Genomic DNA, 18,974 nt, shown 5'->3' with positions numbered 1-18,974 from the left:
ATTCACAATGGTTTTAAAAGTATTTAAAGTATTCAATGTGTTAATATAGGAATATAATATGAGTGAAAGAATTATTATTTTCGATACTTCATTAAGAGATGGGGAACAAGCTTTACAAGCAAGTTTAAGTGTAAAAGAAAAATTGCAGATTGCACTTGCTTTAGAAAGAATGAACATCGATATTATGGAAGTTGGTTTTCCAATTTCTTCTCCTGGAGATTTTAATTCTGTTCGTGAAATTTCTAAAGTTATTAAAAATACTACAATTTGTAGCTTAGCACGTTGTGTAGATCAAGATATTGATGTTGCTGCAGATGCTATGTCTGTTTTAAAAGATTTTAGAATTCATATTTTTTTAGGTACTTCTACTTTACATATTTCTTCAAAATTAAAAAAAAGTTTTGATGAAATTATATCTATGGCAGTACGATCAATTAAAAGAGCTCAACGTTATACTAATGATATTGAATTTTCATGTGAAGATGCAGGGCGTACTCCTATAGATAATTTATGTAAAATTGTTGAGTGTGCAATTACTGCAGGAGCCACGACAATTAATATTCCTGATACAGTTGGTTATACTCTTCCAAATCAATTTGGAAAAATTATCAAGTTATTGTATCAAAAAGTACCCAATATTGATAAAGCGGTTATTTCTGTACATTGTCATGACGATTTAGGGATGGCTGTAGGAAACTCTATTTCTGCTATCTTATTTGGAGCACGTCAAATAGAAGGAACAATGAACGGGATTGGAGAAAGAGCTGGAAATGCTGCTTTGGAAGAAATTATCATGGCTATTAATTTAAAAAAAAAAGAGTTAAATGTACATACTAATATTAAGACAAATGAAATATATCGTACTAGCAAAATTATTAGTCAAATTTGTAATATGCCAATATCTGCTAATAAAGCTATTGTAGGTAGTAATGCTTTTGCACACTCTTCAGGTATACACCAAGATGGTATTTTAAAAAATAGGGAAAATTATGAAATTATTTCTCCACAAGTAATTGGTTTAAAAGAAGTACAATTAAATTTAACATCTCGTTCTGGAAGAGCAGCAGTAAAACATCGTATGAAAGTAATGGGATATAAAGAGAATGAGTATGACATTAATAAACTATATACTTCATTTTTAAAGTTAGCTGATAAAAAAGGACAAGTTTTTGATTACGATTTAGAAGCGTTGGCTTTTATAAATAATCAAGAAGAAACTCCTGAATTTTTTCAATTAGAACATTTTAATATACAATCTAGTTCTACTGGTTTAGCAAAAGCATCGGTTACAATGATATGTGGAAAAAAAATATTAACGAAATCTTCAAAAACTAGTAATGGACCAGTAAATGCTATATATAAAGCTATTAATAAAATTTCAGGTTATTCAATGTTGTTACAAAAGTTTCAATTATTAGCAAAAGGAAAGGGTAAAGATGCATTAGGACAGGTAGATATTATAGTAGAATATAAAAATCGTAAATTTCATGGTATAGGATTAGCTACAGATATCATTGAATCTTCTGCTAAAGCGATGATTTATGTATTAAATAATATTTGGAGATCCAATCAAGTGACTTTGAGATTAAATAAATTATCCTAATAATATATTTGATTACGATAATATATTTTATATAATAAAATATTATTATTAATAATATACTATATTAACAAATTTCTTTAAAAAATAATTCAATATGAAAAATAAATTTTCTATATCAGTACTTCCAGGAGATGGTATCGGACCGGAAGTAATGAAACAAACATACAAAATTCTTAATATTCTACAAAAAAAATGCCATACAAAATTTTCTATTCAAGAATATGATATTGGAGGAGTTGCAATAGATAAATTTGGAGTTGCATTACCTAAAAAAACAATTTTAGGTTGTGAAAATTCTGATGCAATTTTATTAGGTTCGGTAGGTGGTCCAAAATGGCAACATCTTCCTATACATCAACAACCTGAGCGTGGGGCATTATTACCATTAAGAAAATACTTTAATTTATTTGCAAACATAAGACCATCAATTTTATATCCTGAAATTAAAGAATTATCTCCATTACGTTCTAGTATTATTAGTTCTGGAATAGATATTTTGTGCGTTCGTGAATTAACGGGAGGTATTTATTTTGGAAATTCTGAAATCAACATAAAAAAGGGATTCGCTTTTGATACTGAAATATATTATCAGAACGAAATATATAGAATAACACGCATGGCATTTGAAATTGCTCGTACAAGAAAAAAAAAAATTACCTCTATTGATAAAGCAAATGTTTTACAAAGTTCTAAATTTTGGAGACAAATAGTGAATCATATCTCACAAGATTATCCCGATGTTATATTATCACATTTATATATTGATAATGCTGTAATGCAAATTATTAAAAATCCTAGTCAATTCGATGTGATTTTGTGTTCAAATTTATTTGGAGATATTTTATCTGATGCCTGTGCAATGATTACCGGATCTATTGGTATGCTAGCATCGGCAAGTTTGAATGATAAAAATTTTGGATTATATGAACCTGCTGGTGGTTCAGCTCCAGATATTGCAGGAAAAGGTATTGCTAATCCTATTGCACAAATATTGTCTCTTGCATTATTATTACAATACAGTATAAAATTATATGATTTTTCAGATGCAATTTATGAATCTGTTAAAAAAACATTAAAGATGGGTTATAGAACATTTGATCTTGTTGATAATCAAAAAGATTATGTAACAACTGATCAAATGGGAGATATAATTGCTAAGATATTTATGAAAGAGATATAATATGGAGAAAACATTATATGAAAAACTATATGATAGCCATATAGTTTATAAAAATACAAATTATACTGCTATTTTATATGTTGATTTACATTTAATACATGAAGTTACATCACCACAAGCCTTTAGTGCATTGCGTCTAAAAAATAGAAATGTTCGTTGTCCAAAAAAAACTTTTGCAACTATGGATCATAATGTTTCCACAAAAACAAATAATATTAATTTATTAAGTAAAATGGCTCATACTCAAATAAATACGTTATTAAATAATTGTAATGAATTTAATATTCCAATATATGATTTAAATAGTAACAAACAAGGTATTGTTCATGTTATGGGTCCTGAACAAGGGATGACACTTCCTGGAATGTTAATTGTTTGTGGTGATTCTCATACTTCAACACACGGTGCATTTGGTGCTTTATCATTTGGTATAGGAACATCAGAAGTTGAACATGTTTTTGCAACACAAACAATTAAACAAAAACGATTTAAAACTATGAAAATAGAAATTTCAGGAAATATCAATCCTGGAATTAGTGCTAAAGATATCATTTTATTTGTTATTAAAACTGTAACTGTATCGGGAGGCACTGGTTATGTTATAGAATTTTGTGGAAATGTAGTATCTTCTTTGAGTATGGAAAGTCGTATGACATTATGTAATATGGCAATTGAAATGGGAGCAAAATCGGGAATTATAGCTCCTGATCAAATTACTTTTGATTATTTAAAAAATAAAAATTTTGCTCCTAAAAATCATCATTGGAATGCTGCTCTTAAGTATTGGAAAACACTAAAATCAGACGATAATGCTATTTTTAATAAAACCATTTCTATTAATATTGATAATCTTGCACCACAAGTGACATGGGGGACGAATCCTAGTCAAGTAATTTCAATTCATGAATCAATTCCTTTTATTGAATCTTTTCAAAGTAGTATTGAACAGGAAACCGTAAAAAAATCACTATTATATATGGGATTAAATCCAGGAACTTTAATTAAAAATATTAAAATTAATAAAGTTTTTATTGGTTCTTGTACAAACTCTCGAATAGAAGATTTGAGAGTAGCAGCAAAGATTATAAAAAATAAAACTGTACATCATTCTGTAAAAGCTATTGTAGTTCCAGGTTCAAAATTAGTCAAACAACAAGCAGAACAAGAAGGATTAGATAAAATATTTATAAAATCTGGATTTGAATGGAGATTACCTGGATGTTCAATGTGTTTAGGGATGAATGATGATCAATTAAGTCCTGGGGATAGATGTGCATCCACAAGTAATCGTAATTTTGAACATCGTCAAGGGAGAAATGGAAGAACGCATTTAGTTAGTCCGGCTACTGCGGCTATATCAGCAATATTTGGTAAATTTCAAGACGCAAGAGAACTATTATAATAATATAATTATAATATGGAGTACAAAGTGAAAAAATTTATTAGTCATACAGGTATTATTGCTCCATTAAATTTTTCAAATGTCGATACAGATGCTATTATACCAAAACAATTTTTACAAAAAATTGAAAGAACTGGTTTTGCAAATGATTTATTTTATAATTGGAGATTTTTAGAAGGTAATATAGAGTGTCCAAATAAAAATTTTGTATTAAATAATCCGACTTATCAAAAGTCCAGTATATTATTATCTAGAGAGAATTTTGGTTGTGGTTCTTCTAGAGAACATGCTGTTTGGGCTTTATTGGATTATGGTTTTAGAGCTATCATTGCTGCAAGTTTTTCGGATATTTTTTATAGTAATAGTTTTAATAATAATCTTTTATTAATTATATTATCTATTGATAATATAAATAATATATTTGAAATAATTAAAAAAAAACCTGGTATTCTTGCTACAATAAATTTATATTACAACTATATAACTATTGAAAATCACAAATATTCTTTTCAGATTGATGATTTTTATCGTTCTTGTTTATTAAATGGTGTAGACAATATTGATATCACCTTGCAATATAAGAAACATATTACTCAATATGAAAAAAAAATACCGAATTTTTTAAATAAGTAGTATTGGATTTTTAAATAAACTATATATTTTATAATATATAGTTTAATTTATACTTTTACGATATTTAGGAGTATTTAAATAATTAACATGGATTTTTTGTAATTTGTGATTTTTGATATTTTTAGACATTAAAGTTAATGAAATTAAATCTCGAGCATATGGTATAGTAATATCTATAAATTTTAAAAAATTGTTTTTTATTTTTTTAAAAATATCCATATTTAATCCAATAATATACCATAATTCTGTTAAATAATTAATTTTTTGATATATTTTGTTAATATGTATCATAGATTCTGTATTTTTACCCACCCACATGTTCATAGAATTTTTTTTATATTTTGCCCAATAATAAAAATTATTATTATTTGTTGCAAAACAAACAATAACTTTTTTAATTTTCTTAATTCTCCATGCTTGTTCTGCTAATACTTTGAGTGTAGAAATTCCTATAATTGGAGTATTATATGGAATCGATAAACCTTGTGTAATGCCTGCTGCTAATCGTATACTAGTAAAATTTCCTGGACCATTAGAAAATGCAATAATTTCAAAGTTTTTTATTCTAATCTTATTTCTTTTTAAAATAATATGTAAGATTTTTAAAATTTTTTTTTCATGATTATTGTTACAAATTGCAATTTCTTCATCAAAATGGTGATTATATAATATTGCAATTGAAATGTGATTACAAGAAGTATCAATAGATAAAATTTTTTTGTACATATATTGTATTCTTAATAATACATAAATATTATATAATTTTATAATTTTATATTTTTTTGTCAATATATTTCTCTAACATGATAATTTTTTAAAAAATGTTATATTTATTATGTTATGAAAAATTTCAAGAATGATTAGTTGTATATTTTACGTATATTCTCTTCATCATAATATTATTTATTACTCTTTATACAAAATATATTATTAATTTCATAAAAATATTATATAGAGTATTAATTATGCTACCGCTATTGTATAATAAAAATAATTATTTAATAGCAGTAACATAATTAATAAAAATCAAATACATATACAGTGTTAATATGTAGTAAAGATTATACAATTTTCTATTTTCATGGTGTTTTATTTTTATTCAAAAATTTATAGATATTGTTATATCCAAAATATGTATAATCGAAATATTATATTAATATTGACTATATCAATAATTTTTTAACATCAATCATCATTATTGATGATTGTATTGTTTAAAATGAAAAATTATTTACATTTTACATGTGTAATATATTATTTTAAATATACCAATATATTTAATATAATGTTATATTACTATAATGCATTTTTTTTTAATGCGTTAATTCTATCTTTAATAGGTGGATGTGATGAAAACAAATTGTATACACTTTTTGTTTCTCCATGAATACAATATGTTGCCATTGCTTGCATTGGTTCCGGATCGGTTAGTTCTTTAAAACGTATTAATAAATTAATCATTCTTTTTGATCCCACAATTTTAGCACCATCAGCATCAGCACGAAATTCTCTATATCTAGAAAATGCCATAACAATAATACTTGCTATTAATCCGAAGAAAGCTTGTAAAATCATAGATATCACATAATTTACAAAAAATCCATAGTATCTAACATAATTAGATCTTCTATAATTATACAATAAATGCATAACAGATCGAGAAATTAAACTTGAGATAAAAAATACAAATGTATTAATTACACCTTGTAGTAAAGCTAAAGTAACCATATCACCATTAACAATATGACTTAATTCATGCGCAATAACTGCTTGAATATTTTCTCGATTCATTTTTTTTAATAATCCACTAGATAGCGCAAGAACTGCATTATTTTTACTATATCCACTAGCAAAAGCATTTACTTCATTAGTTTCGTAGATAGCAATGTCTGGCATTTTAATACCTATTAAACTACATTGATATCTTACTGCTTCTACAATCCAAGCTTCTTTTAAATTACTAGGAGAATTAATAATTTTTGCACGAACAGATTTTAAAGCTGACCATTTTGATAATAATACTGAAGTAATCGAGCCACTAAATCCTACAATACCTGATAAAATCATTAAAGATTTTATACTGTTAGACTTTATACCTGTTAAAAACAATACTGTACCAAATATAAACATTACAGATAAATTAGTTAATAAAAATAAAATAACGCGTACCATATAATTACTTTTCCTTATTAGCAAATATTTATATCATGATTGTTATATATTACAAAATATAAATTTTTCATATATTATAATTGTATATTTATTTTTTATAAAAATAAGATTAAAAATATTATTTTATATATTTTATAAAATATTATTAATTATTATTACGACTTAATTTAGGTCCTAATGTTCCCGCAGGATACAAAATTGGTTGAATATTATTTTTTTTCCATGCATTTATAATACTATCGATCCATTTCCAAGATGCTTCAATTTCTTCTTTTGAAACAAATAATGATGGATCATTTTTCATACTTTCTAATAATAATCTTTCGTATGCATCTACAATATCTATATTTTTAAAACTTTTTCGATATGAAAAATCTAGTTTTTGTTCTTGTAATATATATTTAGAATTTAAATCTGGAATTTTATTTAAAAAACTAATTTCTATTCCTTCATGAGGTTGTAATCGTATTTTTAACTTATTGTGGTATTGATGACTTATACTACAGTTGAAAATGTTATTAGGTATACATTTAAAATGTATAATAATTTCAGAATATTTTTTGAATAATCTTTTACCGGTTCTTAAATAAAATGGAACATTTTTCCACACATCATTATCAATGTATGCTTTAATTTCAGAAAATGTTTCTGTATTACTTTTTTGTTTCAATGGATTTTCTTCAATATAACCAGGTACTAATTTTCCGTCGATCATACCAGAAGAATATTGCCCTATAATAGTATTTTCATGAATATTATTAGCATCTATAGCACGTAGTGCTTGCAATACTTTAATTTTTTCATTTTTAATACTTTGAACATTTATTTTTTTTGGTGGAGACATAGCAATTAAACTTAATATTTGTAATAAATGGTTTTGTATCATGTCTTTTGTTTGCCCCACTTTATCGAAATATTCCCACCTTCCTTCAATGCCAACTTTTTCAGCTATAATAATTTCAATGTATTCAATAGTATGACAATTCCAATTATTATAAAATAATGGATTTGAAAAACGAAAATTTAATAAATTTAAAATGGTTTCTTTACCCAAATAATGATCAATTCTAAATATTTGTTTTTCTTGAAAATAAGTACTTAACTGATTATGAATATTTTGAGAAGATTGTAAAGATGTTCCTATTGGTTTTTCTACAATAATTCTATTGTTGAGGTCATTCAGTTGAACACTACCAAGTCCTTTACAAATATTTCCAAAGGTATGAGGAGGCATAGCAAAATAATAAATATTTTTATTTAATTTTTGAGATAAAAGATTTTTTAAATTTTCAAAATTATTGGTATTAGATACATCTAAATTACAAAAATATAAACGATCTTTAAATGTATTCCAATACTTTTCTTGGATTTTTTCAGTACTAAACATATTCAATGACTGTATAGTTTGTTTAATATAATCATTTTTTTTCCAATTCGCTCTTCCAACACCAATAATACGTGTATCATAATGTAATAATTTTTTTTTTTCTAATTGATATAGCGCAGGTATTAATTTTCTGCAAGATAAATCACCTTTTGCACCAAAAATAACTAAATTATATGATTGCATATTTTTATGATTCATATTTTTATTACAGTTTTTATTTTAAAATATTATAATATAAACTTAATATCATTTTTAAAAATTAATGAATGTGAATAAATATAAAAATTATTATTTATTATATCATAATAAATATTTTAAAATATATTTTAAAATGCTTTATATAATATTTTATTGTATATATAATATAATTATTATTTATTTTATATTATTTATAAATGAGGTCACTACATGATCAAGGAGAGAATACGAAGAACAAAAATAGTGATTACTTTAGGTCCTTCAACAGATAAAGGTGATAATCTTGAAAAAGTTATTTTATCTGGTGCAAATGTGCTACGTTTAAATTTTTCTCATGGAAAACAAGAAGAACATGAAAGTAGAGCATATCATGCATATAGAATAATTAAAAAAATAGGTTATCATGTAGCTATTTTAGGAGATTTACAAGGACCAAAAATTCGTATTGCAAGTTTTAAAAAAAATCATGTTTTTCTTCTTCCAGGAAATATATTTATACTAGATTTAGAATTAGATAATCATGCAGGAAATGAAATGGCAGTTGGCATTAATTATAAAAAGGTAATATATGATATTAATGTTGGAGACACTTTATTATTAGATGATGGGAAAATACAATTAAAAGTTGTTAAAGTATATAATAAACAAATTATTACCCAAGTGATTATCGGAGGACATTTATCAGACAATAAAGGAATTAATAAATTAGGAGGCGGGCTATCTGCAGACTCACTAACTGATAAAGATAAAAGTGATATTGTTATTGCATCAAATATTGGTGTTGATTATTTAGCAGTTTCATTTCCAAGGTATCCTGAAGATTTAATTATGACAAGAAAGTTAGCGAGAGCATCAGGAAGTTTAGCAAAAATTATTGCAAAAATTGAAAGAGCAGAAGTCGTAGAAGATATTAATGTTATGAAAAGTATTATATTAGCTGCAGATATTGTTATGGTTGCAAGGGGAGATTTAGGCATAGAAATTGGAGATTCTGAATTAATTGGTGTACAAAAACAACTGATTAAATATTCTAGACAATTAAATCGTGTTGTTATTACAGCAACACAAATGATGGAATCTATGATTAATAATCCCTATCCAACTCGAGCAGAGGTGATGGATGTTGCTAATGCTGTTCTGGATGGAACTGATGCAGTCATGTTATCTGCTGAAACAGCAACTGGGAAATATCCTTTTGAAACAGTACGAAAAATGTCAGATATATGTAAAGGAGCAGAAAAAGTACCAAGTATTAATGTATCTAAACACAGATTAGATGTACAATTTGATAATATAGAAGAATCAGTAACAATGTCTGCTATGTATACTGCTAATCACTTAAAAGATGCTACTGCAATTATCACAATTACAGAATCTGGACATAGTGCATTATTAACATCTCGAATCACTTCTGGTTTACCAATTTTTGCTTTGTCCAAACATCAAAATGTATTAAGTTTAGTAGCTTTATATAGAGGTGTTATACCTGTATATTTTAATAGTCAAAATAAGGGATTGCAAGTAGCCCGAGAAGCTATTTTATTACTTTTAAAACAACATTTAGTAGTTGTAGGAGATACTGTAATTATTACTCAAGGAGATATTATGGGACAACCAGGGCAAACAAATGTTCATAGAGTATTAAAAATATAATAATAGTTACTTACTATGTCATGATATTATTTATATAATGTATATATCTTTATTAAAAATTTTTACTATAATTTTCAGATCAATTTATTAAATTGCATAAATTATTATAGGTAATTGATATTAAAATTATAAATATGAAAACACTCATTAAAGTTAAAAATGTTTTTATTAAAATATGTAATCGTAGTATATTATCTAATATTTCATTGTCTTTAACATCAAATCGTATTATTACTTTAATTGGACCTAATGGAGCAGGAAAATCTACTTTAGTACGTACAATTTTAGGATTGATAACTCCAGATCAAGGTCTTGTAATACGTTCTCCCAATTTAAGAGTTGGATATGTTCCTCAAAAATTAAATTTTAATACTTCATTACCTATATCAGTAAATCAATTTATGCAATTATTTCAAACAGTTAATGAATATAAAATTCAAAAATCTTTAAAAAGAGTTAATGCAGAACATTTACAAAATGTACAATTAAAAAAATTATCTGGAGGAGAAATACAAAAAATATTATTAGCACAAGCATTACTAAACTCCCCGCAGTTATTAGTATTAGATGAACCTACACAGGGAATAGATATCGTTGGGCAAATGATTTTTTATAAATTAATACATCAATTAAAAAAAGAATTATTTTGTTCTATTTTTATGGTATCTCATGATTTAAATATAGTTATGGCACGTACAGATGAAGTGATTTGTTTAAATAAACGTATCTGTTGCTCTGGTACTCCAGAAAATGTTACTAAAAGTTATGAATTTATTTCTATGTTTGGAAATAATATATTACAGGAATTAGCATTATATCGTCATCACCATACATTATAATATTCAAATATCCTATTTCATAAGATTCTTATGAATTTTAAAGAGTTATTATTATATGTGTAAAAATTTTTTTTTGAGTTGGATAGTTGGTATTTTATTATCTTTTTCTTGTGGATTCTTAGGATCATTTATTGTTTGGCGTCGTATGTCTTCTTTTGGAAATACATTGTCACACACTTCTTTACTAGGCATTGCACTTTCATTATTATTACACATTAATATATTTTATACAGTATTATTTGTAGTTGTAATTCTCAGTATTTTAATTACTTGTATAGAAAATTTTTCTAGTTTACCATTAGATACAATTTTAGGAGTGATTACGTACAGTTCTTTATCACTTGGAATGATGATTTTAAATGTGATTGATAAAAATAAAAACAATGATTTAACAAAATATTTATTTGGAGATTTATTATTATTAAAAAATTCTGATATTAGTATTATATTAATAATTAGTATTATAATTGCTGTAATAATATTTTTTATTTGGAGATCTTTAATATCTAGTATTATTAGTATAGAATTATCTCAAATTCATGGTATTAATATTTTTAAAATACGATTAATTTTCATGATTACAACTGCAATATTAATTGGAGTATCTACAAAAATTGTTGGTGCTTTACTAATTACTGCATTATTAATAATTCCTCCAGCAACTGTACAAAAATTTTCTTATTCTCCTATTAAGATAGTTATTTTATCTATTGTAATGAATATATTATCGATTACTCTTGGAATATTGTTTTCCATGACTTGTATGGTACCAGTCAGTCCTATAATTATATTAATAGAATCCATTTGTTTTTTTATTAGTTTATTGATTTAATAAGAAATTTCATATTCTATCAGTTCATAAAGTTATGAAAATATTTAGAATATATGATCTTATTAGATTATTTAGTATGTTATTTTTGTTGGAGAACCTGTCATAAGACATTGTGCAGAATTTGTTTTTGGAAATGCAATAACATCTTTAATATTTTTACTATTTGTTAATAGCATGGCAATTCTATCTAATCCTAATGCAATGCCTGCATGTGGTGGTGTTCCATATTGTAATGCATTAATAAAGAATTTTAATGTATTTTTATTTTTACTATTCAATATACCTAATATTTTAAATACAGTTTCTTGCGTTTTTTTATCATGAATACGCACTGAACCCCCTCCTATTTCATTTCCATTAATCACTAAATCATAGGCACTAGAAATAATAGATTCTGGCTTTGATTGTAATTCTTGAATAGTAGTATTTTTAGGTGCAGTAAATGGATGATGTGTAGATGATAAAGAATGAGTATTATTTTTTTTAAATAATGGAAAATTGATAATCCAAACTGGTTTCCAAGAATTTTTTGTTATAATATTTACTGCTTTTCCAAATATCATTCTTAATGGTGTTAAGATTTTATAAATAACATCTTTTTTTCCAGAAAGTATATATATAATATCTTGATCTTTTGCATTTACAAGATTAATTATATGAATCATATTTTTGATTTTAATGATTTTATTGGCAGGAATAAAATTATATTTTTTTAATTTTATATTTTCAACACAAATATACATATAATCAATATTTTTAGATGTTTCAATAAAGTGATTACAAGTATTTATTGTATTTTGATTGAATAATTTCGTACCATTAGGAATTACTAATGCTAATGTTTTTATATTTTTTATATTATCATGATAATAATCTATGGTATTATTCGGTATAGAAATAAATTTTAATGGGTTACGAAGATCAGGTTTATCCGATCCATATGTGTTTATAGCATCTTGAAAAGATATTACTGGAAATTTTTTTAATTGAATATGCAGTATTTTTTCCCATAATATCATGACCATAGATTCTATAATCTTTTGAATGGTATTTCCATCTACAAAAGCGGCTTCTACATCAATTTGTGTAAATTCTGGTTGTCGATCAGATCTTAAATCTTCGTCTCTAAAACATTTTGCAATTTGGTAATATCTATCTATTCCAGAAATCATTAATAATTGTTTAAATAATTGTGGTGATTGTGGTAATGCATAGTATTTTTCTTTATGTATTCTACTAGAAATTAAGTAATCTTTTGCTCCTTCTGGAGTGGATTTTGTTAAAATTGGAGTATCAATATTTAAAAAATTATTTTTTTTCATAAATATTCTGATAATATCAATAATATCATTTCTAATTTTTAAATTTTTAAACATTTTCGATCTTCGTAAATCTAAATAACGATATTTGAATCGTATTTTATCATCATCAATATTGTGAATGTTCAGAGGTAAAGGAATTGCAGAATTTAAAATTATAATTTTTTCAGAAATTATTTCTAATTCTCCAGTTTTAATAGTTTTATTTTTATTTTTTTGTGCTCGTTCTGCCACAATTCCTGTTACTTGAATGCAAAATTCATTTTTTAATTTTCTTGCATTGTGAAAATCAGAAGTATTGTTATTTTTACAAAATATTTGTATGATTCCTGTGTAATCTCTCATATCAATAAAAATAAAATTACCAAAATTTCTTTTGCATACGACCCAACCACATAAAATAACTTTTTTATTAAGATCTGAGAAATGAATATCTCCACAATATTTTGTACGCATATTTAACTCCTATATATTTTATAAAATTTTATCTACTTCTAAAAATAATACGTCCCTTAGTTAAATCATATGGTGTTAATTCTACTGTTACTTTATCACCAGTTAAAATACGAATATAGTTTTTTCTCATTTTTCCTGATATATGTGCTGTTATGATATGTCCATTTTCAAGTTGCACTTTAAACATTGTATTAGGTAATGTATTGATAATACTTCCTTGCATTTCGATATTCTTTTCTTTTATCATAAAATACCTCTAAAAAATATGGATATTAATTTTGTAAATTTAATGTATTTAAATATTTTTCTGCATCTAATGCAGCCATACATCCACTAGCAGCAGATGTTATAGCTTGTTTATAAATATAATCTACAACATCTCCAGCGGCAAAAATTCCTGGTACATTTGTTTGTGTTGTATAATTTTCTATTGTTTTTTGTGTTTTAATATATCCTTTTTTCATTTCTATTATATTTTTAAATATTTTTGTGTTTGGAAGGCTTCCGATAGCAATAAATAAACCTGAAATAGGTATTTCTTTTGTATTTTTAGTAGTATTATTAGAGAGAAGTTTGATTTTTACAACTCTCTGGTGATTAACTATAATTCTTTTAATAATATAATCTGTATGCAATACAATATTTCCTGAATGAATTTTTTCATATAATCTATTTATCAAAATTTTTTCTGCTTTAAATATTTTATTGCGATGTACTAAATGTACTACATTAACAATATTTGATAAATATAAAGATTCTTCAATAGCTGTATTTCCACCACCCACAACAGCAACATCTTGATTTTTATAAAAAAAACCATCACAAGTGGCACATGTTGATATACCCTTACCAAGAAATTTTTGTTCGTTTTCTAAACCCAAATAACGTGGTGATGATCCTGTAGCTATAATAATAGAATGACTAGTATATTCTTTTTCTTCGCACTGTATTTGAAAAATATTTTTAAAAATTTTTATATCTAAAACTTGATCTGAAATAATTGTTGTATGTAATTTCGAAGCATGTTTTTCGAGACTATCCATTAATTCTATACCGGTTGTTTTTTTAAATTTTCCGGGCCAATTTTCAATTTGGTTTGTTTGAATTAATTGGCCTCCTTTTTGTAAACCAGTAATTAATATTGGTTGTAAATTTGCTCTTGCAGCATATATCGCTGCTGTGTAACCTGCCGGACCTGATCCAATGATAATTAATTTTTCATTTTTACTCTGTATTTTATGTAACATAAATGTGCTCGAATTGATTGAAAATATAGTATATAGTATGAATATTAAATATAGTATTTATTTTATACATTATATAGTATTATACTGTATATATAAAATTTTATTTTCATGATATTTAAAAAGTTGTATAACATTGATTATTATATATTATTATAATATAACTAATTAGAAAGTAGATACATATGATTGATATAAATGTATTACGATACGAATATGACAAAGTTGCTAAGAAATTAAAAAATAAAGGATTTATTTTAAATACTGAATTATTTTTATCAATAGAAAATGATCGTAAAAAATTACAAATCGAAACAGAACATTTACGATCTAAATATAATTCTTTATCTAAGTTAATTGGAGAATTAAAAAATTCTCAAAAACCATACTCAGAAGTTACTGATAAAGTGATCAAGATTAAAAAGATTTTAATTAGTAAAAACATAGAATTAAAATCTATACAAAAAAAAATAAAAAAATTTTTATTATCTATACCAAATATTCCTGATGATTCTGTACCTATTGGTAAAAATTGTTCTGAAAATAAAAATATCTCTTATTGGGGAAAAATTAAAAAATATAATTTTCAAATTAAAGATCACGTCGAATTAGGAAAGCAAATCAATGGATTTGATTGGTTTTCTGCAAATGAAATTTCTAGTTCTCGTTTTGTAGTAATGAAAGATAAAATGGCATTATTATATCGAGCACTAGGACAGTTTATGTTAGATGTACATACTACAGAGCATGGTTATTTAGAAATATATGTACCTTATTTGGTAAATTACAATAGCATGTATGGTGCAGGGCAACTACCAAAATTTGAAAAAGAATTGTTTTATGTGTCTACGATGCATAAAAATAAAAATAATAATAAATATATTTTGATACCAACTGCAGAAGTTCCATTAACAAATTTTTTTAAAAATAAAGTTATTAATGAAAATGATTTACCAATTATGTTAACTGCATATTCTCCTTGTTTTCGTGCTGAAAATTTATCTTATGGGAGCAATACAAGAGGATTGCTTAGAATGCATCAATTTGATAAAGTGGAAATTTTTCAAGTACATTGTTCTGAATTTTCTATGATTAGCTTAGAAATGATTACATTTCATGCAGAAAGAATATTAAGGTTATTAAAACTACCTTATAGAAAAACTTTATTATGCACTGGAGATACTAGTTTTGCTTCTGCTAAAACATATGATTTAGAAGTTTGGTTGCCTTCTAAAAATAACTATCAGGAAATTTCTTCTTGTTCTAATATGTTAGATTTTCAAGCAAGACGAATAAATGCAAAATATTTTCAAAATAGTATACACAAAAAAAAATTATTACATACAATTAATGGTTCAGGATTAGCTATTGGAAGAACATTAGCTGCTATTCTAGAAAATTATCAACATGCTGATGGAAAAATCGAAATACCAGAAATATTGTGTCAAAAATATATGAAAGGTATAAAATTTATTCATTAATTATTATATATATCGTATTAACGATATATATATAACATACTTGAAATAAAAATATGAATACACAAACATATAATTTTAGTGCTGGACCTGCTATATTACCTAGAGAAGTTTTAAAAGATATAAAAAAAGATTTTTTAAATTGGAATAATATTGGAACTTCTGTTATAGAAATTAGCCATCGCAGTAGAGAGTTTTCAGTAATTGTTAACAATTTAGAAAATAGCTTAAGAGATTTACTAAATATATCAGATCAATATGCTGTTTTATTTTTGCAGGGAGGAGCAAGAGGTCAGTTCTCTGCTATTCCTATGAATTTATTATCTTCGAAAGATTCTGCAGATTATATTAATAGTGGTTATTGGTCACAACAATCTATGTTAGAAGCAAAAAAATATTGCTTAGTAGACAATATTAATGTTCAAAAAATGGAAAATAGTACAAAATATATTTTAGAAATGAAAAATTGGAAAATAAATAAAAAATCAATTTATATGCATTATTGTCCTAATGAAACTATTGAAGGTATTGCAATACATGAAGAACCCAATTTTGAAAATAAAATTATTATAGGAGATTTTTCTTCTTATTTATTATCCCGTAGTATTGATATTAATAAATACGACTTAATATATGCTAGTGCACAAAAAAACATTGGTCCTGCAGGTATGACTGTTGTTATTATAAAAAAAAATTTATTAACAAAAAATAATCCTTTTTTACCCTCTATTTTAGATTATAAAAAAAATTTTTTTTCTCAATCAATGTTTAATACCCCTGTTACTTTTTCTTGGTATGTATCAAGTTTAGTTCTGGAATGGATGCAAAAAAAAGGTGGTATCAAATACTTTGAAAAAATAAATAAAAAAAAATCAAAATTATTATATCAAAAAATTGATAGTAGTGAATTTTATAATAATAATATTCATGTTAATAATAGATCTGACATGAATATTACATTTAATATATATGATCATAAATTAGATAATTTATTTGTACAAGAAGCTCATTTAAGAGGATTAAAATTTTTAAAAGGACATAAAGTAATAGGAGGATTTCGTGCATCTACTTATAATGCGATGCCAATAGAGGGAATATATCAACTGACTGAATTTATGACATATTTTGAGAAAAAATTTGGTTAGTAAGATATGTGATTTGAAAAGTCAAAATTATTCCCATGGTTTTAAGATTTGTATTTAATTTTAGGAAATATAATATGAATGATATATTAACTTTAAATCCAATATCATATGTACATGGTAATGTAGTATTACCAGGATCTAAAAGTATTTCAAATCGATCTTTATTAATAGCAGCAATGTCTTGCGGGACTACATTGCTGAAAAATTTATTAAATAGTGATGATATTTATTATATGTTACATGCATTAAAAAAATTAGGAATTCATTTTACTCTCAAAGATAATAATACAACCTGTATCATTCAGGGATGTTCTGGAAAATTAAATATACATAATACATCTTCTTTGTTTTTAGGAAATGCAGGTACTGCAATACGTCCATTAACAGCTATATTATCATCACAAAATCGAGAAATAGTGGTTACTGGAGATGATAGAATGCAAGAAAGACCTATTAAAGACCTAATTGATGCATTAAAGCAAGGTGGAGCAATTATTCAATATATTAAAAAAAAAAATTATTTCCCAATATTAATTAAAGGAGGATTTTCAGGAGGTAAAATTCTTGTTAAAAGTAATATTTCTAGTCAATTTTTGACTGCTTTATTAATATCTGCACCTTTATCGAAAATAGATACTCACATTGTTGTTGATGGAGAATTAGTATCTAGACCATATATTGATATTACACTCAGTATTATGAAAAGTTTTGGAATTACAATTAAGAATGATCAATACAAAAATTTTTACATTCAAGGCAACCAAAAATATTCTTCCCCTGGAGAATATCATATTGAAGGAGATGCTTCTTCTGCATCTTATTTTCTTGCTGCAGCAGCTATTAAAGGTAAATCAGTACGTGTTACTGGAATTCATAAAAATAGTATACAAGGTGATATTAAATTTATTGATATTTTAGAAAATATGGGTGCAAAAATTTTTTGGGGAAAGAATTATGTAGAATGTTTCAAAAATCACTTACAGGGCATTATTTTAGATGCAAATGATATTCCCGATACTGCAATGACTATTGCAATGCTTGCATTATTTACTGATGGTAGTATCACAAAAATAAAAAATATATATAATTGGAGAGTAAAAGAAACAGATAGATTACATGCTATGACTACTGAATTACGAAAAGTAGGAGCCATAGTTGAAGAAAAAAGAGATTCTATTAAAATTATCCCTCCAAAAAAATTTGTACATGTTAAAATTGATACTTATAATGATCATAGAATAGCTATGTGTTTTTCTTTAATTGCATTATCTAACCAACCAGTGAGTATTATAAACCCCAAATGTGTTGCAAAAACTTTTCCAAATTATTTTACAGAATTGTACAAAATTAGTTTTTTTAATCCATAAAAATTTTATATAAAATATTATCTTAATAATACCCTATATTACAAATAATAAATAATATAAATTTTA

Annotated in this window: 16 protein-coding genes; 10 read left to right on the top strand and 6 right to left on the bottom strand. The window is 25.0% G+C overall.

What is annotated here, in order from left to right:
* Positions 1-58: 58 nt before the first annotated feature.
* From leuA to leuD, 4 genes are all read left to right on the top strand, one after another.
* Entirely contained in the window at positions 59-1,603 is a 1,545-nt protein-coding gene (leuA, locus tag AB4W53_RS01170; RefSeq protein ID WP_367671603.1) for a 2-isopropylmalate synthase, read from the top strand.
* 94 nt (positions 1,604-1,697) lie between these two features.
* Complete coding sequence (gene leuB, locus AB4W53_RS01165; RefSeq protein ID WP_367671602.1) at positions 1,698-2,783, top strand: 3-isopropylmalate dehydrogenase; 1,086 nt, start codon at positions 1,698-1,700, stop codon at positions 2,781-2,783.
* A gap of 1 nt (position 2,784) precedes the next feature.
* On the top strand, positions 2,785-4,185 hold the full coding sequence (gene leuC, locus AB4W53_RS01160; RefSeq protein ID WP_367671600.1) for a 3-isopropylmalate dehydratase large subunit: 1,401 nt from the start codon (positions 2,785-2,787) through the stop codon (positions 4,183-4,185).
* A 15-nt stretch (positions 4,186-4,200) separates the two neighbouring features.
* Positions 4,201-4,818 carry a 3-isopropylmalate dehydratase small subunit gene (gene leuD, locus AB4W53_RS01155; RefSeq protein ID WP_367671598.1) on the top strand — a complete coding sequence of 206 codons (618 nt, stop codon included), beginning with the start codon at positions 4,201-4,203 and terminating at the stop codon, positions 4,816-4,818.
* Positions 4,819-4,860: 42 nt separating this feature from the next.
* Here the strand turns inward: leuD and tsaB are convergent, their stop codons facing one another.
* The 3 genes from tsaB to zwf form a co-directional block, all read right to left on the bottom strand.
* Positions 4,861-5,544, bottom strand: a complete 684-nt coding sequence (tsaB, locus tag AB4W53_RS01150) for a tRNA (adenosine(37)-N6)-threonylcarbamoyltransferase complex dimerization subunit type 1 TsaB (RefSeq protein WP_367671597.1) — start codon at positions 5,542-5,544, stop codon at positions 4,861-4,863.
* Positions 5,545-6,114: 570 nt separating this feature from the next.
* Positions 6,115-6,990 (bottom strand): protease HtpX, encoded by an 876-nt coding sequence (gene htpX, locus AB4W53_RS01145; protein WP_367671595.1) that lies wholly within the window; start codon positions 6,988-6,990, stop codon positions 6,115-6,117.
* A gap of 145 nt (positions 6,991-7,135) precedes the next feature.
* Positions 7,136-8,575 (bottom strand): glucose-6-phosphate dehydrogenase, encoded by a 1,440-nt coding sequence (gene zwf, locus AB4W53_RS01140; protein WP_367671594.1) that lies wholly within the window; start codon positions 8,573-8,575, stop codon positions 7,136-7,138.
* A gap of 213 nt (positions 8,576-8,788) precedes the next feature.
* Here zwf and pyk point away from each other — a divergent pair, with 213 nt between their 5' ends.
* The 3 genes from pyk to AB4W53_RS01125 all read left to right on the top strand — a co-directional run bounded on the left by pyk (position 8,789) and on the right by AB4W53_RS01125 (position 11,899).
* Positions 8,789-10,228: a pyruvate kinase gene (pyk, locus tag AB4W53_RS01135; RefSeq protein ID WP_367672130.1), complete on the top strand. Its 1,440-nt coding sequence runs from the start codon at positions 8,789-8,791 to the stop codon at positions 10,226-10,228.
* 134 nt (positions 10,229-10,362) lie between these two features.
* On the top strand, positions 10,363-11,067 hold the full coding sequence (gene znuC / locus AB4W53_RS01130) for a zinc ABC transporter ATP-binding protein ZnuC (protein WP_367671593.1): 705 nt from the start codon (positions 10,363-10,365) through the stop codon (positions 11,065-11,067).
* A gap of 55 nt (positions 11,068-11,122) precedes the next feature.
* The gene (locus tag AB4W53_RS01125) at positions 11,123-11,899 is read left to right on the top strand and encodes a metal ABC transporter permease (protein ID WP_367671591.1); all 777 of its coding nucleotides are present in this window, start codon (positions 11,123-11,125) and stop codon (positions 11,897-11,899) included.
* A 71-nt stretch (positions 11,900-11,970) separates the two neighbouring features.
* Here the strand turns inward: AB4W53_RS01125 and aspS are convergent, their stop codons facing one another.
* From aspS to trxB, 3 genes are read right to left on the bottom strand one after another with little or no spacing between them, the layout of a single operon-like run.
* Complete coding sequence (gene aspS / locus AB4W53_RS01120) at positions 11,971-13,674, bottom strand: aspartate--tRNA ligase (RefSeq protein WP_367671589.1); 1,704 nt, start codon at positions 13,672-13,674, stop codon at positions 11,971-11,973.
* 28 nt (positions 13,675-13,702) lie between these two features.
* Complete coding sequence (infA, locus tag AB4W53_RS01115) at positions 13,703-13,921, bottom strand: translation initiation factor IF-1 (RefSeq protein ID WP_367671588.1); 219 nt, start codon at positions 13,919-13,921, stop codon at positions 13,703-13,705.
* A gap of 25 nt (positions 13,922-13,946) precedes the next feature.
* Entirely contained in the window at positions 13,947-14,921 is a 975-nt protein-coding gene (gene trxB, locus AB4W53_RS01110) for a thioredoxin-disulfide reductase (RefSeq protein ID WP_367671587.1), read from the bottom strand.
* Between the two features lie 182 nt (positions 14,922-15,103).
* Between trxB and serS the strand changes: the two genes are divergently transcribed.
* The 3 genes from serS to aroA all read left to right on the top strand — a co-directional run bounded on the left by serS (position 15,104) and on the right by aroA (position 18,908).
* Complete coding sequence (gene serS, locus AB4W53_RS01105; RefSeq protein WP_367671585.1) at positions 15,104-16,399, top strand: serine--tRNA ligase; 1,296 nt, start codon at positions 15,104-15,106, stop codon at positions 16,397-16,399.
* A gap of 53 nt (positions 16,400-16,452) precedes the next feature.
* Entirely contained in the window at positions 16,453-17,541 is a 1,089-nt protein-coding gene (serC, locus tag AB4W53_RS01100) for a 3-phosphoserine/phosphohydroxythreonine transaminase (protein WP_367671583.1), read from the top strand.
* 74 nt (positions 17,542-17,615) lie between these two features.
* Positions 17,616-18,908 (top strand): 3-phosphoshikimate 1-carboxyvinyltransferase, encoded by a 1,293-nt coding sequence (aroA, locus tag AB4W53_RS01095; protein WP_367671581.1) that lies wholly within the window; start codon positions 17,616-17,618, stop codon positions 18,906-18,908.
* The last annotated feature ends 66 nt before the right edge of the window (positions 18,909-18,974 follow it).

Source organism: Buchnera aphidicola (Myzocallis carpini), assembly GCF_964059025.1.
Classification (GTDB): Bacteria; Pseudomonadota; Gammaproteobacteria; order Enterobacterales; family Enterobacteriaceae; genus Buchnera_L; species Buchnera_L aphidicola_AK.
Note: the sequence above shows the minus strand (reverse complement) of the source record. Positions and strands in the feature narration are given on the sequence as shown.